Origin of the sequence: Bradyrhizobium sp. 190 (genome assembly GCF_023073415.1) — a bacterium.
Classification (GTDB): domain Bacteria; phylum Pseudomonadota; class Alphaproteobacteria; order Rhizobiales; family Xanthobacteraceae; genus Bradyrhizobium.
Genome location: NZ_JADPJL010000061.1, coordinates 26,554 through 49,796, shown reverse-complemented (window position 1 = coordinate 49,796; position 23,243 = coordinate 26,554). Strand labels below are relative to the sequence as shown.

The following is a 23,243-nucleotide window of genomic DNA, read 5'->3' as shown; positions in this document are numbered from 1 at the left end:
CCGACCAGCAAGCAAGGCAGCTCCATGAAGTTCGAGGTAAGAGAAGTTACCGTTAACCCGCGGCGTCCCAACGTCTTTCCGGCCCCAACAATGGCGGCGCAGCTCGCCAGATTTCCTATCGCCTAGCGAAACTCGATCTGGCCGATGGACTTAGTTTCGTTCATATCGGGAGGCAATTGGTGGCTCATAGCCCACTTGCGGACTGGTAGTTGGTTTCGGACGCTTGCGCCATGCGGAGATTGCTTGGCTCGCGATGAGCCTCGCCCTATTGCTCGCCGACAATCTTGAGAAGGCGCTCTCTCTCGGACAGAAGATGCCCATCCAGTGTAGTGTGCAGCGCACTCCGCAGCTCGGGTGAGATCGAATCGTCTGTATCGATCAGTTCCCGAAATTTGCCAAGGATACGTTCGATGTTTCCGATCGATCCGAGTACCATGGTCATTCGCCAGGACATCATTGTGTGTCTCCTTTGGCGCGAAAGCGTGCAAGCGATCCGGGCGGATATGTCGACGATCTCGGCCGGGCACGTAGCGCCGGCGTCTGCGGTCCAAGCGGCGGTCCATTGTCGCGCGGCGCTCTGGCCTCGATCCGCTCGACAAAATTCTTTCCGTTGGCCTCTAGCCTGACATGCGAGTTGCCGCTGGGCCTGCGCCGCCTCCATCTGACAAAGCTCCGTCTCGGTTTGTGAAGCATTTTCATGACTTACCTTTGCCGTCTTAGTTGGATCACGGTTTTCTGTTGAAGCTGTGCATTTCGTCCACCGATGCTGACCATGTCTCTCGCCCGCAGCTCGCCTCGTCAGAATGCGAGAGAGCGCGGCGTCGGTGCTGATGGGCTTTCTGAATACTGATGTGGTCGTCCTCGAACGACGCGGCGCCTCAATGCCGTCCGCGGTGAGCAACCTTGCGAGCGAACACAGCTCGGCTGGAAGAGCGCCCCTGTCTCAAGGCTCGCTCCGGGCGAGAGCAGCACACGCGTTCCGCCTGTCACATTGGCCTGCCTCGTCAGACTCTGGCCAACCAGGAAGGTGGAATGGCGAATCGCGAAAGACGCATGAGATCGGCCGGTGCGAAGATACTGATTTCGCCGACGATCAGGCAGTCTATGGTAATGAGGTTCCAGCGTCTCACTGGTCGCAAGTTTCGTCTCGAAGGTGCGCAGGTTGCGGTTGTTCATGCCAATTCTGGGCGAGCGAAGGTGAGGGCGCGATCGCGTTCCGCGCGGTTATGGATCTCGACCAGCACGTCCATGCTATGCGCCATGGCGACGGCCTCAATGTCCTCTGCGACCCGGTAGACCTGTCATTAGCGCCCCTCCAGGCTCCGAAATTATGCCCTGACAGCGAAACGTCGCCGATGGAAACTCTCGGGATTCAAATCTTGTAATCTCCCAGCTTGCCGCCGGATGCCAGCGCCGCCTTTATCCAGCGCGGGGTCTTGCCCCTGCCCGACCACGTCTCCGAAGGATCTGACGGATTACGATACTTCGGTAAAACCGCGGGATATTTCCTGACTTCGGAGGCGCCCGGCGCCGGTGCGGCCGACCTTTCCCTGAGCTGCTTCAGACGCTGCTCGAGCACGGCCTTCTCGGCACTCAGTTTTTCATCCAAAGCCTGCAACACCCGAAGATGCAAAGCCCACAGCTCCTCCGTATCCATCTGCTCAAATCGCAGTTGCTTCATGAAAGCCCCCAATCATGACCGCAGTCACCTACTAAAGACGATAATTTAGATACCCCAAGGTGACGGTAGACCACGGCGATCCCGCAGCAGGACAGGCCGAGTCATCGGCCGAGACTGGGATCTCCTCTTTTCCCCGCTTCGGTCTTGCTCCGCGGACCGGCATGCGGAACCCCTTAGGTCCTACATAAGCTTGCGTCCTTCCCTCTTCATTACCGAAAGTTCGACTCGAACAGCTATCAATTGCACATTAGCATTCGTGTGCACGGCACCTAGACTGCGATCATAGCGGCGAGTTGCCATTCGTGCGCAGGGAAGCCTGCCGCCACAGCCGACCCCTATCGAGGGTTGTGTTGTGTAGGCTACGATAGGTCATTGTCGGATTCGCAGCCTACAACCTGACGCTAGGTGGTATTCAAGCCCTTGAGTGCTCTTGCTGAACCTTATTTCACTGTGGCCTCAGCAAGTCTCGATTGTCGAAGTCGTCATCGCCGCCTCCAGGCGCCACCGTGGCGCGCTGCAGGAATGGCGACGTATGGTGAGCCGACTCGCGCGGCGCCGGACGGTCGGACGGATCTCGGCCCAGTTTCGACTGCAGCTCCACAAGATCGATGAAGGCGTCGGCCTGCCGGCGCAGTTCGTCGGCGATCATCGGTGGCTGGGTCGAGATGGTCGAGATCACCGTGACTCGCACACCGCGGCGCTGCACCGCCTCCACGAGGAAGCGGAAGTCGCCGTCGCCGGAGAACAGCACCATTTGGTCGATGTGCTCCGCGAGCTCCATAGCATCAACCGCGAGCTCGACGTCCATGTTGCCCTTGAGCTTGCGGCGGCCGGAGGCGTCGATGAACTCCTTGGTCGCTTTGGTGACCACGGTGTAGCCGTTGTAATCGAGCCAGTCGATCAAGGGACGGATCGACGAATATTCCTGATCCTCAACCATCGCCGTGTAGTAGCAGGCGCGCAGCAGCGTGCCGCGGCTCTGGAATTCCTGGAGCAGGCGTTTGTAATCAATATCGAAGCCGAGCGTCTTGGCGGTCGCGTAAAGATTGGCGCCATCGATAAAGAGCGCGATCTTGTTTGAAGAGGATGACATCAGTGGATTACTCGCTTAAGCGTCTTTGGCAGGCGGCAACGACCGGCATTTTCAAAATGCACTTTCGCGCAACCTAAAGGCGGTTTGGGCAGAAGGACACAGCCTGCCAAATGCAGGCCGGCATTGAGGAACCCTCGGCTGTCTCGCTTGGACAATTGAGAACAGTCTGGGCGAGGGAATGAGAAAAGTGGAATGGGCGTGCGGCGGACCTCCGCTGGCTAGCTCTCCCGCAGCAACCATGGCTATCGGGATCTGATGACAAAGTGTTTCATGCGTACCTCTTGAAGTAGAAGATCTTAGCGACGAACAAGACGTTAAGAACGAACGCCGTTCTGAAGCTCTCGCCGTCCTTGAAGTGAATTCGGTCGGCGACACCGTCCTGTTGAAAACTTATGACCGTCTCCAACTTCATACCCTCAATTATCATCAGCGCCGTGCTTGCTGAACCCGATTACTAAGTGAAACCCTGATCGTAACGACGACGCCCGGCATCGGGTGCTGGCCACGAGATGATCTGCCTCTGGTTCCCGGAAGCAAGCTTTCGCAATAAGTCGCAGTAGCCCATGTTTCCGAACGCGTCGCCGAGCACCTGAAGTGCGACATGATCGGCGCTACCGCACGCCAGATGAGGCTGGGTACTAGTCCGGACGGGGCCAATCAAAGCTTACCGGCTTGTTGGCGGCAACTCATTTTGATCGTGCGTTTGCCTTCGCAGCATCTCGAACTGATATCACGTAGCGACATTGGTCACTCAAGCTTGACAACTTGACCTTCAGACAGGCTGCGATGGCGTCCGGATCCGGTATGCGGCTGCTACAAAAAGCGAAACACGTTCGGTGTGCAAGCCTGTTGCTCCTCCGCTGTCGCCGACTGATCTCGCGCACTCGCCCGTTCGATGCATAGAGCTGTTGTCGTCAGTAGAGCAACAATAGGGACTGCTGCCCAGTAATGTGCTCTGTAGATCCAAGACCCACGCGTGCGCTGCTTTTGATTCATTATATCCTCGTTTAGTTGGAACATCCTGGGGTATTGCCCTTTCTGCGCGATGCGCAATATGGCCTTCCTATCGGGAACGCGCCGCAGCCACTGAAAGCATCGATGGCCGAAAAGCACTCTTGCCGGCCGGCACGCCGATCTCAGTGCTGCTTGCGGCGCTCGGTCCCACCACCGTAATGTCAACCTCGGCGGCGCTCGCAACCGAAATCAAGATCGAAAGAGACCGGCTCAGTTGCAGGTGAATCGCGAGAGAAATTGACATGTTGAGCTTCCGATGTTGTGCCGAAGTCCATTATCAGTGTTGTTGTACCTGGCAGCCGACCGATAAGACCCTACGCCACGAACGCAGGGGGAAAGGACCGCGGAGCGGCGTTGCGATGGCCGCTAAGAGACACGCTGAACCCTTAGCTATCCGGGCGTTCCCTCATGCGCAGTGGGACGCTGAGGCAGCAATCCATCTGGCAAGAGACTCGTGGGTGGGGTCTGTTTCGCACTGGGCGTTTGAGACATTCGCAATGTTTAGTACCTGTCAGGACGATTTTCGTGACAACCGGAAGCCGTCGCCACTTGCTTTGAGACCGTACAATCTGACGCTACGTACGATTCAAGCCCAATCGAGAAACGACGTGTGAATATGTCGAGACTCGTACATGTGGCTCAAATGTCAGGCCTAAACTGACATACGACTCGCAGTTCACCTCATTTGCGGAGGGGCCGACAAGCACATTGATCCGTGGACAGACGCGGGGAGGCGGTCGGTCGAAAGGAGTGACGCTGCAACACATCACGGCAACTTCCGTCGGAAGACGGTTAGGGATTGTCTGTTTGCAGCGAGGGCATTGCCGCTAGCGTTCGCTGCTTCGTTTGGTATTCCCAAGACGTAGTCTCTCTCTCTCTCTCTCTCTCTCTCTCTCTCTCTCTCTCTCTCTCTGCAGATGCCTTGCTGTTCGGAAGGCGATCGCGCTTGCTTGGCCCAGCGATTGCATGACCATCTACATGAAATCGAAAAACCCATTGTACGGTGCGAAACATTGGCGTCAGCGGGCGGAAGCAACGCGGACCAAAGCGGAGTCGCTCGGCTGTTTCAGATCCAGAGACAGGCTCGTTAAAATCGCCAAGGAATATGAGCGGCTAGCCCGGCGAGCGGAAGAATGGCAGACGTTAAGAGAGGACCGGGATGCAGAGTCCAATCATTCTTAATGCTTCGCTGCTTCTCGACAAGTCCCAGGTGGCTCACGCTCAGAGCGGCTAAAGGTTTCCGGTGACTTTTATCAGCCAGTCTGCCGCATGTCGCGCCCGGCCATGCAAGCAGCTTGTCCTCGACGTCCGAGCCCTGGTTACTCTGAGGTAACCGAAGTCAATCCACCGCTTGAAACGCCCAGAGCGGTAGGGGAGAAAAGTCTAGAGACTGCCGTGTAGGATACCGTGGCACCCCGAGCGTGGAAGGGAGATGGATAGCGCATAAGGCCGGGGCAGAGTACCCGTACGCACGCGCGCCTGCAAATAGGAACGCCCCGCCCCGTTGAAAGGCTGGTCGGGCTAGTCATCTCGGTAGCTTGATGGGCGGCACGTGGTTTGCAATACGTGGTCTGTGGGCGACACGGTCTGGTACCGCGCCGATAACCCACTGGCCCGACGCACCTCGTACCCGGCAGCGTGCGTCGGGCTTTTTCATGGCTTTCAGCATAGGAGGAGGGACGCTCAGGCGCATCACCTGGTCTTAGTCGTATTTAGCCGATTGTTGGATGATCGGCGCAGCGGCGCGATTTCTACTTGCATTGTGGGATTTGGAACACTTGTCGCGCACGCAACAATCAGCGTTTTACAGACGGAGTTAGACCTCCCGGCGTAACAATTGTGTATTGGGGTTCGAACACTATCAGCAACACGGGAAAATTTCCGATCCAGATTGCAGTAGGGACCCCAACGCCTGCTGTCGGCGGAATTCCTGATAAGTGCAAGAGCAATGCGTGGCGGAGTACATCGTGTGCGCCGATCGTTGTACACAAGGCTTTGCCAGCAGAAAGCGTTTTACGTCTGCGTGCGTTACGACGAGCGCCTGTCGCGATCCAATCCGTCGAGTAGATCGTAGCCGCCCTAACGCGCCGCGGAATCGATGCGGCGCTCTTGAGAGCGCCCAAATGACTGGCGATCTCCGGCATCGAGTCGCATGAGATGCGATGGGTTGAAAACAGACGGATCTGGCTCCTCGTTCGATGATACGTTTGTTCGATTCCCGACAGTCTGTCGTTGGCCGTGTGGAAATGGGCGCACAATTCTCAATGCTGCAATATCGCTCAGCGGCTCGCCGGCTGGACGCACATGGATAGCTTAGCGGCATATCACTTGCATGATTAGTCTTGGGCATGGATCCCCCCATGTCCCAACCAGCCCGGGTTGGGGCCCGACGCATCCGTTCCCCCGGGTGCGTCGGGCATTTCCTTGCTGTTTGGCAGATATCAGATGGATGGATCAAATCGCACTAGGGTTCAAGTCACTGTTCAACGCGCCACGTGTCATAGTGAAATTCACGCAAACGAAAGCTCCGGGAGCCCATTGGAAATCCGGGTGCGCCATTGCGAAAAGTGATCGAGGACGCGCACTTGCTTAAAGGCATTGTTAAGAGCGCGAGTCTGCTCTCATTCGTGATTCATGGTCGCGTTGCTCGGCGGGCGTGCTGTAAGTGCAGATTACGTTGCTCCGTCGATCGAGCTGCCGGCCTAGTGGCGCGATGCAATAGGCAAGCGGACCGGCGGCGCTAGCGCAGTGGTAGCGCCGGGTGAACGATCCGCTTCAAAACGCGCGTTCGACAACGTCAATAGTCTCAGTATAAACATTCTGGAAGTGCGTTGCGGTCGGGAATTCGGGTATACGCATCGGCTAAGATCAAGATGCTCGCGCTTTCGAACACCCGCATGCTGAGCCAGCAGAGCTATGTCGCCTGGGTGGCGCTGGCAGTTCGACCAGCACGCTGCGGTTCGGTGCGATGGAGACCAATGCCCAGACCAGCGGTGCGCAACAACAAAAGTGTCGGATGAGGGGCACACAAATTATCGCGGGCATCTTCTTGAGCGCGGCAGATTCAATAACGTCGTGCAGATCCGGCACGTTCAGAACTGCTGGCCGGAACCGTCTCGCTCATGAGAACGCACTGATCACCCAGTAGATGCCGGCCCAGAGCAGCGCGTTAAGGAGGATCGCCACAAGGGGCCAGAAATTCCATGTTGCCGGTTGCGAAGCATCAGGACGCGATGCGATACCGGCTCTGCCGCCTTCAATCACGCGCAGTCTTTGTTTGCGCCAGTGCGTTGTTCGTACCATATTCTTGAGTTGGCTAATTGATCAGTATTGAAGACCATCAAATCAGGCGAATAGCGTCCCGACGCTGGTGGAAACACGGTCGTTAGGCTGCTAAGCCTGATCGCTCTGGAATGGCGCGCCTGCGAGATGCGGCTGTATTGCCCCCTCCGCTCCGCGCCGAAGCTCAAAGCTTGTCTCATAACCGGGGTCGTCAGCTTGATCGTCGCGGCGACCTCAGTCGATTCGGTGAAGTTCGTGACGACTGCCACATCGATATCTGGCGGTTGTGCAGTTACGGATCGGCTTTAATGCCGATCAAGGTCAGTAGACCAAATCTCAATCTAAACTCCTGGGACATTGACCAGTGCGCCGCCTCTAGCTGCAGCGGTTTTCATCTCAGCAATCGGCGTGCCGGACGAGAAAGTGCTGTGAGAATCATCGAAGAGAGAAAAACAACGTGTTTGCCGCGGCACCGGCGAAATGATTTAGCCGCTGTAGTCAGGTTTCCCACGTCGTGTCGTCAACCGGACATGGCGCTCGTACGACAAGAGCAAATGCCGCCGGAACCTCGTGCCGCCAAACGGCCAGCATCTGCGGCGGACTTGCGGTGTTTTGCTTTGGGTGCCGGGCGCATCGTGCCCAGCTTCATTGAAGCGGGCGACTTCGCCGACACGTCGAGAGTGCTCGCTGAGAGGTACGGGCCACCTGCGAATCTCGCTGCTCCGGGCTACGCCTTAGACCATCCATTGATGTTAAACGGGTTCGTCCGCCTCCGAACGATCTCTGAGGGCGCTCACGACTTGCACTAACCTAAAACTGCGAAGAGCCGCCACTCGGCAAAATTTGCTCAGGCGATGCGGATAGATCCGTCCAGTGTTCACCAAGCGTCCTCACGGATGACATTCAAACCTGCGACCGACCCGCGCACTCGAAAGGCACCTCCGCGTCCGAAACTCCCTTCCGCCGGGTTGAACGGCCTGATGCCCGCAGCCGCGTGGTGCAGCGGCGCCCAAGTGCGAGCTCTATTCGGGCTCTCAACGCAAATCAAGTTTCGCCACATAGATGACGCATTGGCACTGTTTCAGGCTCGGCCAGCAGCGAAAGGCTTAAGAATGAGCAGTACTAGATCGAGATGCAGCATCAGACCGGCAGAATCGCGGCCTCCGGCCCCATGACTCGCCCAGCTGCCCAAGCACTTCGTCAGCCATGACGCAGAGTACGGAGCAAAGATCCTCGTTGCGATTACATTGGAGAGCTCGTCCCGAGCCAGCTTTGACGATGTGAAAAGGCGTTAGCTGAATCATCATCTACCCGCCCCGGTCGCCGACGCGGCACAGTTCGTTCGATCCGGGGCATCTCGCACCAGAGGTGCTGGATCGCGATGACTTGTGGCCGTCGATGAGCACATGGCAGTGCTCTGGGCGGTGCCTGGCCGGACTGCGCCATGATCGAGGTGTTCAACGCGGCTCGCTCAAATTGAGCCACCGAGTGTGCGGGCGAAAGGAGCTCGCCGCGCGCTGCTTTTGAGCTAGGCGGGTCCTTTCCGGACCCCCACCGTGCACTATGGCAACTTGCCGCGCGCCATCGAAAAGGAGAATCGATGCTGAAAGCAAAACCCTGCTCGACAAACCTCTTTGTGACCAGATCGAGCATATACGTGCGGAAGCTGACGCCTTCATTGAGACGAGGCTGAAGGAGATGGAACCCTGTCCGGCGCACCGGGGGGTGTACTGACATCGGAAACGGGCCTGGCGGCGTGTGCTCACGGGCGTTGGTAGGAGAAAGTGAGATGATCTACATCTATGGTTTGCGCAACGGGTTTTTGAAGATCCAGAAGATAATGCAAACGGAAGGACCGAATTCAGATATTGCGCAGCAGTTCTCGCTGGAGGCGATAGAGGATTCCAAGGACAATGTGGTCCACGTCGATTTCAAAGGCACCTGCCAGGTGGGGAGGGGCTAGTGAGAGCGCAAATTGGGGAAAAACTTGAGGCTGGCCGCGTACGACATGGCCAGTTTGCCAGCGCGCCGGGTTCAGGTCCTTGCGGTCACTTCTTTGTGCAAGGGCATTGCGGATGTAAACTCAAGATCATTGGATTTGTCCGCCCAGGGTGGGAGCATGTGTCCGTCTCGACGCCGCGGCGTTGTCCGAACTGGGAAGAGATGTGTTTCGTCAAAGACCTGTTTTGGGATGAAGAGGAATGTGTAATGCAACTGCATCCGCCTCAGTCGCAGTACGTGAATAACAGCCGGTATTGTCTCCATCTCTGGAAGCCGATCAACCAGGACATTCCGATGCCGCCAGCAAGCTTCGTAGGCGTCGTTGGGCTTGGACCATCCGAAGCCGCGATGTTGTTTGCGCGGATCGAGGCGCTATCGTGACGGACCCATCCGCGACATTCGCGCCGTCGGATCATGCCGAGCGGCCGCGGAAACAATTTGTTCTATTTCGCAGGGCATCTTCTGAAGATCGGGAAAAGCTTGGCGGACTCGGTCTCTCGTTGGCAAGAGCTGTACCGCCGGCTCGACTAAAAGGCGAAGACCGGCATTGTTCAAGCAATCGTTCTCAAAGCACGGCGGGCGGGATCCGCACCTATATCGCGGCGCAGTTGGCCGTTCCGAACGTTCCGACACTAACGGCCTGTGTTTCCTGGCGTCTGAAGATCCGCGCCGAGGCATCCTCGACTGTTTCGTCCTGACGTACTGGAAATCAGCGCCATGGCACAAATCCCAATTTGCATTCCGAACAAGCGAAGGGCCGATTCATGGGGATCGCCCTGCAAGGTCGAGGACAGGATGAAGACGACGTGGGGAACCGGTCTTTCCAGCGCATGCGTACACTGGTGGCCACCGCTAATCAGATCGCATTGTTAGCAACCATGATAGCCCCGAGCACACTAAACACAGGTCGGATACACTAATGCAAAGAACCTGTGCTTGCCCGGATCGGCGAACCTCGCAACGCACATCCCTACGTCTGTGCAATAGCGTCGACTTAGACGCGGCTTTGGACAGGTCCGGTACGCCGGCGCTCCGTCGTCGCCTCGCTGCATGGCGACGTCGCCACGCGAAAAAGATGCCTAGCGACAACCTTGCCAGAGACCCAAAAGTGTTAAACGGAGCCGATGAGCACGTGGAATAGGAGCTGTGCTGGGTTGGCCGTCATTCTGCGATCATACTGGTATCGTCTGAGCTAATGACAGTCCTCTTCTAAACTCTGTGATCCTTGTCGCCGGCCGCTGGCCGGGCACATGGGCAGTTTGTCTCGTTGTGTTTGAGAACGTACAATCTGACGCTGTGTACGAGCGTGAGTTTCCAAAATGCTGCTGTCCTGTTGCAACCGCAACGGACGAGCAGGTAGATGGGGCTTTGGTATGTGAGCAGATGCGCGGAGCTCATCGGCCGACAGGTTGCACGGTTGAGTAGGCCACGCATCGCCGAAACGTGGCCGGCAGTTAACCAACCGCACCATAGACCGGACATGGATGCAAGCGATCCGATCGCACTTCAATGAGCTCGTGCGCGATGGGAGCCCGCTGCATTGAGCTCCGGCTCAAGACGATCGCTCCATCAGACTCAATTCGAGATCGCGGAAGATGGTGTAGTTCCGCCGGATCCACTGATGCAGCTCGCTGGACGAATCCTTCTCTTGGCGCAGATAGCCGGTGAAGGAAAAACGCAGTCTGTTGATATAGATCTTCAGAAATACTGGCAACGCGCTGAAATGGAGCACGTGGCCGCGGTCCAACGCCTCTGGCAATTGGCTCCGCAGCACGAATTCATTGTGGACGGTGATTAGCGCCCGTGGCGGAATGTGCCGCCGCAGCATCTCATAGCTGCGCGCGGCCACGCGGTTGGTGTCGGCGACGAATAGGATGACCGGCGCAACGCGGCGACGCTGCGCCTCCTTCATGAAGCCGATCTCCTCGCACATTTTGAAGAACTCGTCGAAGGCGTGGAAGCCGAGATCGATCACCTTGGCAAACCCGTCATTGACGATCAGCGGGTCCATCAGCCGCATCTTGCCGTAGGTATCGATCACGTCTGCGGTCTCGGTGATATTGGGCAGGTAATCGAGCAGCGAGGGCTCCCTCAGATTTATATCGAAGGAGAGCACCTTGCCGTTCTTCAAGAGCAAGAACTCGCTCAACAGCCGCGCGATCATGGTTTTGCCGACCTGCGGGGTAGGAGAGCAGATGACGTAGACGGGCGTTGCTGACATCGCAGCTATATCGGGCGAAGTTCGTGCATAATCCAGCTCTGCATGCGACGGAACGAGGCGACTATTTTTCGCCGCCGCGCGTCACCGACTTGGCACCGACCAGGTCCGTCAGCTTGATACGGTCGTATTCGCTCCAGACATTGGTGAGCCAGTGCCGAACATAGCCGCGCAGCACGAACGAGTAGTTGGTGGCGTCATCGTGCCGGCCCTTGTTGGCGACGAAGTTGAGGAACGGGACGGAAGCGACCTCGACCTGCTCATAGGCCATCTCGTTGAGCTTGGGGATGGTCAGGTCGGTAGCGTGCTTGATGCGATGGAAATAGGAGTTGTAGGTCGACTGGTCCCACTGGAAGAACTGGGTGTCGTTGATGAAGTTCTTCACCAGGAAATATCTGGCTCCGCTCATGAAACGCGAGGTCTCGGCAATCTCGTCCAGCGAGGCGATCGAGGATCCCAGAATATGGAACACGGCAAAGGTGCTCTGGCCGGACCGCGCGTCATCCAAGAAGCCGATGTCGCGCAGTGATGCGAGCGCAGGTGACAGCAAGCCCGCGCGGACGTCGATCACAGTGACGGATACCCCTGAGCTCAGCGTATCAAAGATCTTCATTTGGTCGGAGGTCGTCGTCATGTCGACGATTTCGGTGATGTCGGGATGGAAGCGCTTCAGAGTGCCGCGCGGCGATTCGGTGTCGAATGCCCGGGTCGGCACGTTGTTGGCGCTGAAGTAATCCAGGAGCGTCCGCGACACGGTCGTCTTGCCGACCCCGCCCTTATCCGCACCCACCACAATCACAACCGGCTTTACCATGGAATTCCCTTCACAAGCGCTAACCCCGATCGCGAAGCGCGCGATCAGCAAGTCTTGAACGCTTCTTTGGAGGCAAACGTGGCAGAAAGAAGGGACAAGCGGATCTTTGAGACCTTACCAAAGCAATTGGTGGGCTTTCTAATATCATTCCATCACGACGTATCGCGAAATGCATGCGAACAAGAATGTTGAGCGGTCACTACTGATGGTGCTCCACGTCAGGTTTGCAATAATTTGGAAGAGAAGTGCGGCGACGGCGCTCGGTGATGATCACTGCTTTCACCATCAGCTGCACATCATCGATATGGATATGTAATTAAGTGCTTGAATCTCACGTAGCGTCAGGTTGTAGCGTGGAAAAGCGAAGATCAACGCTATGCGACGCAAGCGTCTATCGCTCATGGCAAATCAGGCTCGAGCGGCAAGGAAAGGGCGCGCTGAAACTTGTCCCCTGGCTTAGGTGTTTTCGCTAAGCTTGCGTATTGCTTCGTTGCCAAGCCATTGAATTCTCTATCTCTCTCTCTGCATGCCCGGGTTCGAATGACGTTATCCCAAGCTTCTCCTTCTAAGCTGCAACAACCTTCAGAGATACCAGTTGGCGAGCACTTGGCTAGCCGAGCCCGGGCTCTGCTTGGTCTCCATCCGTTCGCTGCGGAGATGTCCAAAGATCGGGTTGCCAGTCTGCTGCCAGAATACTTGGCGATGTCACAAGCGTTCCCGTACCTGCAGGCGGGATCGCAAAGGGATCTCATATTCGACGCAATACATCGCAATCGAGACCTCCCGAGGGACGTTGAGCTGACCAGTGTGGTCGCAAATTTTATCTGCTGGGATGAAACGGGAGGTCATAGTCGGGTTCTACAAGGCGGCAACGCTGCGCTACCCAGCACTCTGAACACAGAAAACTTCCACTCAAAGCTCTTTAAACGAGATGCGTGGCGCCTACTTGGCCGAGAAATACAGCCTAACTACAGCGCCAGAACGAGCCGTTACTTGCGTGCGCTATATCATGGCTTGTCGTCGAGAGACCCCATAATGCGCTGCGCCTACATGGTTGCCTTTGAGCTACATGCTGCGGAAATGATCCAGGCACTTTGGACCACTTTAGTCATAACCTTTGATGCTCGATCTAACGATCTTGAGTATTTCCAGGTCCATGTTGGCGGCGAGGATCCTGCGGAGAAATATCACGGAGAGATGACAAGCAGGCTCATTAGCGAACTGGTCCCTGCCGACTGCAATAGCCGTTTGTTGGATGAATTCGACCGGGCGTATGATCTCAGCTTAGAGTGGTGCCGCAATCTAGTCGGAATTGATTCGCTTGACGGAGATGGTCGGCCGGAGGTTGAACACAGTGGCCGCTGTCACTGTGGGTCTGTCAAGTTCTACGTACGAGCGCCAGCAGAGATTTCTGCAGTGAAGTGCAATTGCTCAATCTGCGAAATGTCTGGATTTTTGCACATGCTCGTTGCCGACGACAAGCTCAGGATTGAATGCGGCGAAGAACTCCTCACTACATACAAGTTCAATAAGAACATCGCTCGGCATACGTTTTGTCCGGTTTGCGGCATCAAGCCATTCTATCGGCCGCGATCGAATCCTTCAGGATTCAGCGTAAATGTTCGATGCCTAGATGGAGCGACGATCGAAAGCATAAGAATAGATGATTTCGACGGCCAGAATTGGGATCTGGCGATCCGCTCGTTGCAGGCGGATTAGAAGAGTCGAATTTGAGTGAATCCGAAAGGCGCGCACAATGAGTGATAAACTTGGTCTGCTTTCAGAAGATGCCATCGCGAAATACCGTGCAGAGCTGGCAGATAAAGGTACGGTCCTGATTGCCCCCGATACGCTGTTCACCAAAGACGAGTTGACGAGGATCGATCAGCTGCAGTCCGATATTCCAGAAGAACAGGTTCGGAAGGGCGATGCCGGCGATTGTCACAATGTTTTTGTGAAACGAGTGCGGCTAGATCACGCCGGCCATAATCCTAGCAACGTGAATGGTACAGCTTCAGCGCAGATCATCGAACTGCTGGAAAGAAAAGAGCGGGTCTCTGCGCTTAGAAGGATCTTCGGAGCGTCATCGGAGTACGTGATTCGTCGATGCCAAGTGCATCGCATGCCGCCTCGGTCCTTCGTTAGTATCCATTTGGATGCTGAGAGCGACCCCGACTTCGAGTATTCTGTAATTGTCCAGCTCGCGACAGAGTTCGAGGGCGGTGAGTTCGTCGTGTATTCAACCGACCGTAAACTCCAAGTGTTTCGTCCACACTTAGGAACAGTGCTTATCACAACATGTAGGTTCTGGCATGAGGTAAGGCAGGTGCACGCGGGGGAACGTCGGTCACTCGTCTACTTTTGTTCAAAATACGACGGTGCGAACCGCCGGATAGTCGAAGACCATTCCGCTCGCGTGCGGTCGGCTAGCTAGATGGCACGGCGTGTGATGGCGTCGCGAATGAGGTCTATTGATGCAGGCCGGATGCCCTAACTGGATGCGCCCGTAGCTGCGCACAAAGATACTTTGTGGTCTTCGTCGCCCGTCGCTATAACGGAAGGACTTTGTTCTGGCCAACCCATCGCCCTGTCGCCCAGGGCTATCGCGCATTCGTTGGTTGTGCTGGTTCGGTATGCCCAGCAAACTCTTCCTGCCGGAGAAGCCCGGGGCATGACGATGGGCAACAATGACAACGCTCGCGCGCATGCTCGCGCTCTGGCCCAGTGATCGCGTGCCGTCAACGTCGCCGGAGCTCGCGTCACCGATCACGCACGAGCGTCTCGGGTTTGGGCGACAAGCGCGAAAGGACACGAGCCGAATTGATCGTGCCCAGTTAGAGATCGCGAGCCGCGAACCCGTGGAGAGCTCTCACGTCGAGCACCGCCGTCGCGGACGCGTCCTTCGGTCAGGTCGGCAGGTCTGCCGCGCTTCATGCCATGTCGTAGCAGAACTAGTTGTAGTCTGGTAACTTAGCGTAAGCTTACGAAAACGATCTTGCTCGATACTGTCGCACTCGCGCGCGGAATCTAGATGGCACCGACAAACGCCGCAGCGCCGGCCTAACTACTTTGATCAACTGAAGAACAGGGCCAATTACCGCAAAGTTGGCTGCCGATCTGCATCGCTCCGGAAGTCTGGTGCTCCGCGCGTCGGGAGTACAGAAACTAAACCGTTTGCACGGTTGTGGTATGTTCATGAGAAGCGTGACAATTCGTGCGCCGAACAAGGTGGGTTTGGAATGGCAGAATAAGACAGCGGCGCGAGCGGCCACTGAAGAGAGTGCTTTGCCATCTCATCAGGCGCCTTTGGGCTCCAGCAGATGGTTGGGAACAGGGCTGTTGTGCAAGTTGGAACAAATGGACCGAACAAAGCATCTTGAAGGGTGGAACATGGGGCAGTGGTCCAGATCAGACTATCCTCAATAATCGATGCTCGAAATTCCGGCCCACCAGCCTGTCGCGCGCGATCACGAGACACTCCACCGTGCCTGCCTCTTGGTCGGCGGCAAGCGGAATAACGCCTTCCTTGTGTATGCTATCAAATAGCAATCCTTCATCGACAAAGCAATCAAGCGCCGTTCGGAGGGAGTTTAGTCGGACATTCCGCACAGATGAAATCACGTAGGAATGGGAATAGTCCGCTCCTAGCAACCGGTCAGCAATGCTGTGCAGTACCGAGCCACCGCCCCACCGACCGTTCGCTTCATTAAACAGCAGCCGCCCGTCGATCGAGAAAATGGCATCTATGTTGATCATTCCGCGGTAACCCAATGTCCGCGCAAGCTCCACAAATCGATAGGCGTGCGCGTAAGCGGTCGAGTACTGCTCATTGCTCAGGTCGCTCGGAAGCTCTAGACCAGTCCAGACGAGAGCTCTTTCGGCCCGATCTTCGCTTCGATGCAGACGTATGTTTCCACTGTTGACGTATGCGATTGAACCATTTTCCTCGATTTCAAACTCGAGGTAGAACAGAGAACGGGCCAAGTGGTATGATTCTACGACGACTGTTTTACAGGAGGGGGTTGTCATCTCAGACCAAAGTGCATCAGGATCAAACGACGGCCAAAGGACCCGCCGCGTCTCCCTTGCCCCAGGTAGTGGAGCGCTCTCCTTGCCAGTTAATATGACATTTCCAACCCCGCCGGCTCCATTATCTAACTTTACAATGACGCTGCCGGTTTCAAGCTTTAGGGAGTTGACCGCTCTGAACAATTCTTCTGAGCTTGTTGCTATGCATCCACTGGGCAACGGAAGCGTGACGCTTGTTGCCAATTGACGGAAGTGGCTTTTACGATTCAATAGATCAGGGCCTCGCTGCAGAGCGAAGTCCTCCCCGTTCTGCTGTATGCCGAGCATTGCCGCCAAGCGCGCAACGCCTTCAGTGGAATAGCAAGCACATAGTTCCCAATGTGTTTTCTCACGAATGTGGCGGCGGATTTGTTCCACAATTGTATTGGACTGCAGAGTGAAGTCACAAAGGACTCGGGTCTCGTCCGCGTTTTCTGGCACGAGCACCAGGACAGTCGATGGGTCGAACCTTAGCGTCGCGCCAACGTAGTGAAGCAGGTCATTTGGGATCGCTACCGGAGAGACAATTAGGTCGCCCGCTTGCGCAAACCATACGGAGCGCCAGGCCGACTTGGCTGCAAGCGAAAGTTGGATTGCCGTCAGATCGGCACCCGACATTTGGGCGGTACCGGCGTTCATAATTAGGATCCGCGGCATCAACGAGCTCCGTGGTACTTGGCATATTGCGACGGAAGCGCAAGCCGCACTACGATTAACGTGCGGCAGCGTATTAATGTAGAGCAGTTGATCGAAACGGCTCAGTGAGCTTGAGACGGAAGATCGCCTGCGGGAAGCAAGGGAAATATTGCCAGACCCAATCCGCGATATTCATTTGGTGCCTCCCTGCTGGCTTCGCGCATCGAGCGCTTTCAGCATAAAGTGCTGGATCTTGCCCAACCCCGTTCGCGGCAATTCTTCCGTGAAAATGATTTCGCGCGGCACTTTGAAACGGGCGAGCTGCGACTGCATATGCGCGTTCAGTGCTTCCGCTTCAATCCGCGCGCCCGACCGCCTGATCACATAGGCGACTGGTACTTCATCCCAACGCGAATCGGGCCGACCCACGACAGCGCATTCTGCAACATCGGGATGCTCCACAAGCACACGCTCGACTTCCGCCGGATAAATGTTTTCCCCGCCGGAAATGATCAGATTCTTCTTACGATCATGGACCCAAAAATACCCATCGGCATCGCGGCGGCCGATGTCGCCAGTGTGATACCAGCCGTTATGCAGCGCCTCGCGCGTTGCTTCTTGATTGCCCCAATATTCGCAGAAGACATTAGGCCCGCGCACGGCGATCTCGCCCAGGGTGCCTGGCGGCAGTTTGTTGCGCCCATCATTGATGATTGCCGCTTCGCAGAGAAGGCCGGGCAGGCCAGCCGTACCCTCACGTGAGAGATCACCGCCGAGCCTCGTATAGACAGCAATTGGGCAGGTCTCCGTCGATCCATACACCTGCAGCACTGGTACGCTGCGTGTGACAAAGCGTTCGATCAGGTGCTGCGGCACCATGGTTGAGCCGGTGGAAATTGCTCTGAGTGAGGTCAGGTCGGTGGTCGACCACTGGGGATGCTCGGTCAGGGCTTGAATCGTGGCAGGCACCAGCACGGTCAGAGTTGGCCGTTCGCGCTCGAACGCAGCAAGCGTCGCCTCTGGCGTAAACCGCGTGTGGATCGTTACCGTCGCGCCGTGATGCAACGCTGGCGTCGTCTGGATATTGAGGCCACCCACGTGGAACAGCGGCAACACTGTCAAGACATGATCAGCCGAGGTGAGGCCATGCATGTGCTGACTCATAACCCCATTCCACAGCAACGCCTCTTGGCGCAGCACAGCCCCTTTCGGCCGCCCTGTGGTGCCCGAGGTATAGACGATCAGAAGCGGGCAGGACAGGTCCGTGTGCGGATTGCGACCATCGCCGCGCCCTCGGTTCAGCAGGCCATCCCATTTACTTCCGCCGAGGGGCACAAAATCCAAGCCGACGACAAAGATATCCGGCAGTTGCTCCGCCAGCACCGGCAGGAGTGCCTCGAAGGCTTGTTCGACCACCAGCACCCTGGGGGCGGCGTCGGAAAGGATGAAGAGCTGCTCGGCGAGCGCAAGCCTCCAGTTCAGTGGCACGAGCATTGCGCCGAGCCGCGCGCACGCATAGAGCAGCACCAGATGTTCAGGCCGGTTAAGGCTGAGGATCGCGACGCGATCGCCTCTCTCCACACCGAGCTGGCTTTTTAGGGCGCGCGCGACCTGCTCGATCCGTTGATTGAAGAGCGCGTAGCTCAAGGTCTCGCCCTGGAAACGGATCGCGGGCTTGTCGGGAGAGAACGCCGCGTTGCGCTCAATCAGCGTGCAGAGATCAATCATTAGTCTTCCGTTTTCCCTGGCTTGCGCAGTACTTTCCCTGCCGAAGCGGCCAATGAGAGCTCCTCAACGTCGCTCGAAAGGTATCAATTACGGCTTTATTGTCTTAGATGAGGCGTCTCCCGTCAGGTATCTGCAAGAGTGCAGCTTGTGACGAAGCCATGGGGCCTCAGATAGGGTGGATGTAATCCGGAGACTCAAAGTGTAGGCTCTTGCTCACGTACTTCAGTTTTGCCCGACAGGGGCTGCGTGCATCCGACAATGGTGATAAGCGCACCATGACGAGAGTTTCGTGCGCGATCTTCTCAGTACAGGCTCGCCACACATATAGGCGGCTCCGGCATCTCCATCTTTGAGGCCGACAATGGCCCGGCATTGGCCTTCAGTGTGGTTGACTAGCAAGACCTTCCTGGAGCCGTCAGGTCTTTTCACATTCCCGCTCCGAGATACTCGGAAATCTCTTCTATGTCGCGCCGATCCTGGCGAGCGAAGCTTGCCGCCACAGCTCCTTGGGAGCTTCTGCAACCCAGTCGACTTTTATGCATTTGCGCGATCTTGTCGCCATACCAGCTCCCAGGGGTCTGTGCGGACAGAACAAAACCACGCTTCTCGGATTGAGCGCGGCGCGGCCGGAAGCCGGCGCCACCTGTTTTGAGATCTTACAATTTGACGCCACGTGCGATTCAAGTCCTTTTGGGCGGCCGTCGTGTGCATATGTTCATCTGGCCCGAGCCGGGCTAGCGTGCCAGCGCCAAGGCCTTAAGGACGCCGTCTTGGTGAGCGGCGCAGCTGATGCCTGGCGGGTTTCCATTCAGGGCTGATCTTCTTGCCGCCATCATGCTGTCCGCTTCTGGGCAAGAAGCCGAGCTGCCAAAGGAGTCGCTATCGAGACAGATTAGGGACGAGTGTCACTCGCATGCAGGGCACTAACTCAGGATGCGAGCTGCCTCGGATTTTTCTGATCAGAACCTTCTTTCGATGTGTGCGCGAATCGCATTTGCTTTAGCGTCAATCCAGCCGCGCTCGCGCGCGCTTGCGACCATCTTGGCATAGGCTGCTTCCCAGGTTTCGTTGTCCTTGGGGCAGCCAGGCAGGATAGGCATAAATCAATAGGCACCAGCGCGTTGTCGTGGTCAACGAGCGTGATCCCTTTCAAGTCTGAAGGCTTGGCGGCATGCGGGCCCTTCAAGACGAGCTTAAACCCGCAAAAATCGAAGGGCTCCGCCAGTTGCACCCCTCTCTCGGGCGAGTATTCTAAGATCATAAACTCGGCTCCTTCATTGCGGCTTTCAACATAAGCCTAGCCGTAGAGTTTCGTTACGAATAGCGAATTGCGGTGAAAACACGCACTCAGCCGTACAGTAGCGTTCGAAGCTCGCCACGGAAGCTGATGAGTGGATTGCCTTGAGCTGCTCGCGTCGCGACAACCCGGCCGATAAAGATCCCATGAGTGCCGATGATTTGGTGGTGATGCAAGACGCATTCGAGCACACAAACTGCGCTTTGCAGTACTGGTACGTCAAGGACGCCCTGATCCCATGGCGTTGTATCGAAACGATGGACACCGTTTGCGCCATGCCGGCCGGCGAAACGCAGTGCGAGGTCCTGCTGATTGCCGCCGAGAAGACTCACGCCAAAAGTGCCGTTGGCCAGTATCGCGTCGTGAGTTTCGGAACTGGCATTAATGCCGACCAGCAGGCAGGGAGGCTCCATGCAGATCGAGGTAATAGAGCTGACAGTTAAGCCGCGCCGTCCGTGGGCCGTTCCGGTCGCTACAATGGACACGCCGCTCGCCAGATTTCGCATGGCTTGGCGAAACTCGATCGCCTCGATTGACCGAATATCGCTTATCCCGGGAGGCGATTGGCAGCTCATAGGCTAGCTCCAGAGTGGCGTTTGACTTCGAACCTTTGAGGCATGCGGAGATTGCGTAGGTTCGCGACCGTTGAAGTTGCCTCCGCGCTGTTCGCGTTTGGTGGCACCGATAATCTGACTGATCTGGCGATGCAGCTGAACACAGCATAGACCGCACTCATCTGACGAATCTCCGACCCGATTTTTGAAAACTTTCCATGATTCTGCCGTTAAAATCCCCGGGCTAGGGCACCGCTATTTCGTTCAAAAGGTGCATTTCGCCTCTCCATCACCGGCTGCACTTATCGGCCCTCTCAAAACAAGGGAGACCACGGCTCCGGGCTGACGTGATTGAGTTCCGCGAACCTTCTGAATGCTGAATAGCCGTCGTCGAACAGCGGCGACGCCGAGCAGTATTCGGAGCGAAGGGAGCTTGGCTGGGAGGTTTTGCGCGCATCACTGCGCTCCGGTTGAAACCGCCGCCTCGCGCGAGAGCAGCGCGCGGGTCGCCGCCCTCACATCAGCCTGCCGCATCAGACTTTCTCCGACCAGGAAGGTCGAAATGCCAAGCCGCGAAAGACGCAGAACATCGCCCTGCGAGCGGATACCGCTTTCGCCGACGATCACGCGATTCTTCGGTACGAGCGGCGCCAGCGCTTCGCTGATCGTAAGAGAGGTCTCGAAGGTGCGCAGGTTGCGGTTGTTGATGCCGATCATCGGCGAGCGAAGTTTTAGCGCCCGATCGATCTCGTCGACGTCGTTGATCTCGATCAGCACATCCATACCATGGGCCATGGCCGCAGCCTCTATCTCACGAGCGGCTTCGTCTTCGAGCGCCGCCATGATGATCAGGATGCAGTCGGCCCCCTGAGCGCGCGCTTCTGCCACCTGATAGGTGTCGAACAAGAAGTCCTTGCGCAGCACCGGAAGATATGTTGCCGCGCGCGCCGCGACCATGAAATCAGGGTCCCCCTGAAAGAGGTGCGTGTCCGTCAGCACCGACAGACAGGCCGCGCCGCCCCCTTCATAGGCCCTGGCTAGCGAGGGCGGATCGAAGTCGCTCCGGATAAGGCCTTTGGAGGGAGAGGCCTTTTTGATCTCGGCGATCAGCGCATATTCATCTGCTGCGTGCTTGTTGCAGATGGCGGCGAGAAAACCCCGCGGGGGCGAGGCCTGCCGCGCCAGCGCTTCGACCTCTGAAAGTGGCAAGGCGCGCTTGGCGGCTGCGATCTCTTCGCGCTTGTAGGTTTTGATCTTCGTCAAGATATCGGACATCGGTTAGGCTCGGCTGTTAAGCGTTGGATACTGCGATTAGGTGTTTCAACCGCGCCGCCGCGGCACCGCTACCAAGCGATTTCTGCCCAAGAGCGACGCCTTCCTTCAAGGTTTTGGCACGGCCGGCCACGATCAATGCCGCGGCCGCATTGAGAAGCGCGATATCGCGATACGGGCTTGGGGTGCCGTCGAGCACGCTTTGCAGCGCCACTGCATTGGCATCGGCATCGCCGCCCTTCAGTCCCTCGCTGGCACAGCGGGGGAGACCGGCCTCTTCGGGGGTCACTTCGAAGGTGCGGATCTCGCCGGTCTCAAGCGAGGCAACAAAGGTCGGGCCGGTCAAGGTGAGCTCATCAAGTCCGTCCAAGCCGTGCACCACCCACACCGACTCAGCGCCAAGAGTCTTCAACACTTGCGCCAAAGGCAGCACCCACTGCCGCGAAAACACCCCAACTATCTGTCGCTTGACGCCCGCCGGATTGCACAGCGGTCCGAGCAGATTGAAGATGGTGCGGGTCGCAAGCTCAAGCCGGGTCGGGCGGACGTGCTTCATAACGGGATGATGGACCGGCGCAAACATGAAGCCGATGCCGGCTTCGCGCACGCAGCGAGCGATGTCTTCAGGGGTGATGTCGATCCTCACACCGAGCGACGCCAACACGTCAGCAGCGCCCGAGCGCGAGGACAGTGCGCCGTTGCCATGTTTGGCCACCCGTACGCCAGCACCAGCGACGATGAAAGCGGCGCAGGTCGACACGTTGACCGAGCCCAAAGCGTCGCCGCCAGTGCCGACAATGTCGACGGAATCGTGCGGCGCATTGACTCGCAGCATCTTACTCCGCATCGCGGAAGCGGCGCCGGTAATTTCGTCCACCGTCTCGCCGCGCACCCGCAGCGCCATCAGAAGTCCGCCCATCTGCGAGGGTGTGGCTTCGCCCGACATCATGCTGTGAAAAGCTGATGCCGTCTCCTCGCAGGTCAACGTGGCGCCACTGGCGAGCTTGCCAATAATCGATTTGAGGGCGTCCATCGTGCTTTCGAACGTGCTTGGTTGTAGCTATTGCCAGCGTTTTGCCAGGGCGAAGGTAGCCTCTTTGATCGATGTGCCGACCTCCATGTTCCAGCTTAGTGACAAAGGCCGCGCGCTGTTTGTCGCACAACATGTGTTGAGGGCCTTCTTTCAGCTCTTTGCCCTCGTCGGATGCGAAATCGACAGGCGGCATGATCTGCCAGCCTTCCGGCTTCATCAGCGGAAGGTCGATTCGAACAGGCGTCAGTTGCAAATTGGCATTCATGCGTTCGGCGACCCGGCGGGCGCGTCAGCCGGTAGCCATGGCTTGCGTGGCGTAGGTTTGGTCATAATTGATTCCTACAACCTGACGCAACGTCAGGTTCAATCCCTTTTAATGGCTTGGCTGAAACGTTTGTGCCGCCCAATATGCAATCTCGCGCGTTCCAGAGTGACGGGGACACAAGCGACCAAGTGCAGCCCGCCGCCCTCTGAGAAACCGCCCTCCCAGGGCAGTTTAGCTGAATGGAAACACGTTCTGCGCGTGTTTCCGGGCAGACCAGGACGACTGAG

General features: G+C 57.1%; 14 protein-coding genes and 1 pseudogene. 4 read left to right on the top strand and 11 right to left on the bottom strand.

What is annotated here, in order from left to right; genetic code table 11:
- Positions 1–933: 933 nt before the first annotated feature.
- The 4 genes and pseudogenes from IVB22_RS29075 to IVB22_RS42100 form a co-directional block, all read right to left on the bottom strand.
- A pseudogene (locus IVB22_RS29075) lies at positions 934–1,286 on the bottom strand (indole-3-glycerol-phosphate synthase TrpC); the annotation flags it as partial.
- A gap of 86 nt (positions 1,287–1,372) precedes the next feature.
- Complete coding sequence (locus tag IVB22_RS29070; protein WP_247520606.1) at positions 1,373–1,681, bottom strand: H-NS family nucleoid-associated regulatory protein; 309 nt, start codon at positions 1,679–1,681, stop codon at positions 1,373–1,375.
- 445 nt (positions 1,682–2,126) lie between these two features.
- Entirely contained in the window at positions 2,127–2,774 is a 648-nt protein-coding gene (locus tag IVB22_RS29065) for an NYN domain-containing protein (protein WP_247520605.1), read from the bottom strand.
- A 268-nt stretch (positions 2,775–3,042) separates the two neighbouring features.
- A complete protein-coding gene (locus IVB22_RS42100) occupies positions 3,043–3,201 on the bottom strand; it encodes a hypothetical protein (protein ID WP_374207721.1) in 159 nt (52 codons plus the stop codon).
- Positions 3,202–8,859: 5,658 nt separating this feature from the next.
- Here IVB22_RS42100 and IVB22_RS29060 point away from each other — a divergent pair.
- Positions 8,860–9,033 (top strand): hypothetical protein, encoded by a 174-nt coding sequence (locus IVB22_RS29060; protein WP_247520604.1) that lies wholly within the window; start codon positions 8,860–8,862, stop codon positions 9,031–9,033.
- 245 nt (positions 9,034–9,278) lie between these two features.
- The gene (locus IVB22_RS29055) at positions 9,279–9,452 is read left to right on the top strand and encodes a hypothetical protein (RefSeq protein ID WP_247520603.1); all 174 of its coding nucleotides are present in this window, start codon (positions 9,279–9,281) and stop codon (positions 9,450–9,452) included.
- Between the two features lie 1,171 nt (positions 9,453–10,623).
- Here IVB22_RS29055 and IVB22_RS29050 read toward each other — a convergent pair.
- Together IVB22_RS29050 and IVB22_RS29045 are read right to left on the bottom strand one after the other, a co-directional pair.
- A complete protein-coding gene (locus tag IVB22_RS29050) occupies positions 10,624–11,292 on the bottom strand; it encodes a hypothetical protein (RefSeq protein ID WP_247520602.1) in 669 nt (222 codons plus the stop codon).
- A gap of 61 nt (positions 11,293–11,353) precedes the next feature.
- Entirely contained in the window at positions 11,354–12,103 is a 750-nt protein-coding gene (locus tag IVB22_RS29045; protein ID WP_247520601.1) for a hypothetical protein, read from the bottom strand.
- Positions 12,104–13,138: 1,035 nt separating this feature from the next.
- Here IVB22_RS29045 and IVB22_RS29040 point away from each other — a divergent pair.
- Positions 13,139–13,822 (top strand): GFA family protein, encoded by a 684-nt coding sequence (locus IVB22_RS29040; protein ID WP_247520600.1) that lies wholly within the window; start codon positions 13,139–13,141, stop codon positions 13,820–13,822.
- A 37-nt stretch (positions 13,823–13,859) separates the two neighbouring features.
- Entirely contained in the window at positions 13,860–14,537 is a 678-nt protein-coding gene (locus IVB22_RS29035; protein WP_247520599.1) for a 2OG-Fe(II) oxygenase, read from the top strand.
- A gap of 974 nt (positions 14,538–15,511) precedes the next feature.
- Here IVB22_RS29035 and IVB22_RS29030 read toward each other — a convergent pair.
- The 5 genes from IVB22_RS29030 to trpD form a co-directional block, all read right to left on the bottom strand.
- Positions 15,512–16,810: a hypothetical protein gene (locus tag IVB22_RS29030; protein ID WP_247520598.1), complete on the bottom strand. Its 1,299-nt coding sequence runs from the start codon at positions 16,808–16,810 to the stop codon at positions 15,512–15,514.
- 189 nt (positions 16,811–16,999) lie between these two features.
- The gene (locus IVB22_RS29025; protein WP_247520632.1) at positions 17,000–18,532 is read right to left on the bottom strand and encodes a class I adenylate-forming enzyme family protein; all 1,533 of its coding nucleotides are present in this window, start codon (positions 18,530–18,532) and stop codon (positions 17,000–17,002) included.
- Positions 18,533–19,882: 1,350 nt separating this feature from the next.
- On the bottom strand, positions 19,883–20,407 hold the full coding sequence (locus tag IVB22_RS29020) for a flavin reductase family protein (RefSeq protein ID WP_247520597.1): 525 nt from the start codon (positions 20,405–20,407) through the stop codon (positions 19,883–19,885).
- A 435-nt stretch (positions 20,408–20,842) separates the two neighbouring features.
- Positions 20,843–21,661: an indole-3-glycerol phosphate synthase TrpC gene (gene trpC / locus IVB22_RS29015; protein ID WP_247520596.1), complete on the bottom strand. Its 819-nt coding sequence runs from the start codon at positions 21,659–21,661 to the stop codon at positions 20,843–20,845.
- Between the two features lie 16 nt (positions 21,662–21,677).
- A complete protein-coding gene (gene trpD / locus IVB22_RS29010; protein ID WP_247520595.1) occupies positions 21,678–22,691 on the bottom strand; it encodes an anthranilate phosphoribosyltransferase in 1,014 nt (337 codons plus the stop codon).
- Between the last annotated feature and the right edge of the window lie 552 nt (positions 22,692–23,243).

Excerpts from the sequence above, each read along its gene's own strand:
- IVB22_RS29070 (WP_247520606.1), bottom strand. The coding sequence starts at position 1,681 with ATGAAGCAACTGCGATTTGAGCAGATGGATACGGAGGAGCTGTGGGCT.
- IVB22_RS29065 (WP_247520605.1), bottom strand. The coding sequence starts at position 2,774 with ATGTCATCCTCTTCAAACAAGATCGCGCTCTTTATCGATGGCGCCAAT.
- IVB22_RS42100 (WP_374207721.1), bottom strand. The coding sequence starts at position 3,201 with ATGATAATTGAGGGTATGAAGTTGGAGACGGTCATAAGTTTTCAACAG.
- IVB22_RS29060 (WP_247520604.1), top strand. The coding sequence starts at position 8,860 with ATGATCTACATCTATGGTTTGCGCAACGGGTTTTTGAAGATCCAGAAG.
- IVB22_RS29055 (WP_247520603.1), top strand. The coding sequence starts at position 9,279 with ATGCAACTGCATCCGCCTCAGTCGCAGTACGTGAATAACAGCCGGTAT.
- IVB22_RS29050 (WP_247520602.1), bottom strand. The coding sequence starts at position 11,292 with ATGTCAGCAACGCCCGTCTACGTCATCTGCTCTCCTACCCCGCAGGTC.
- IVB22_RS29045 (WP_247520601.1), bottom strand. The coding sequence starts at position 12,103 with ATGGTAAAGCCGGTTGTGATTGTGGTGGGTGCGGATAAGGGCGGGGTC.
- IVB22_RS29040 (WP_247520600.1), top strand. The coding sequence starts at position 13,139 with ATGCGCTGCGCCTACATGGTTGCCTTTGAGCTACATGCTGCGGAAATG.
- IVB22_RS29035 (WP_247520599.1), top strand. The coding sequence starts at position 13,860 with ATGAGTGATAAACTTGGTCTGCTTTCAGAAGATGCCATCGCGAAATAC.
- IVB22_RS29030 (WP_247520598.1), bottom strand. The coding sequence starts at position 16,810 with ATGAACGCCGGTACCGCCCAAATGTCGGGTGCCGATCTGACGGCAATC.
- IVB22_RS29020 (WP_247520597.1), bottom strand. The coding sequence starts at position 20,407 with ATGAGCTGCCAATCGCCTCCCGGGATAAGCGATATTCGGTCAATCGAG.
- trpC (WP_247520596.1), bottom strand. The coding sequence starts at position 21,661 with ATGTCCGATATCTTGACGAAGATCAAAACCTACAAGCGCGAAGAGATC.
- trpD (WP_247520595.1), bottom strand. The coding sequence starts at position 22,691 with ATGGACGCCCTCAAATCGATTATTGGCAAGCTCGCCAGTGGCGCCACG.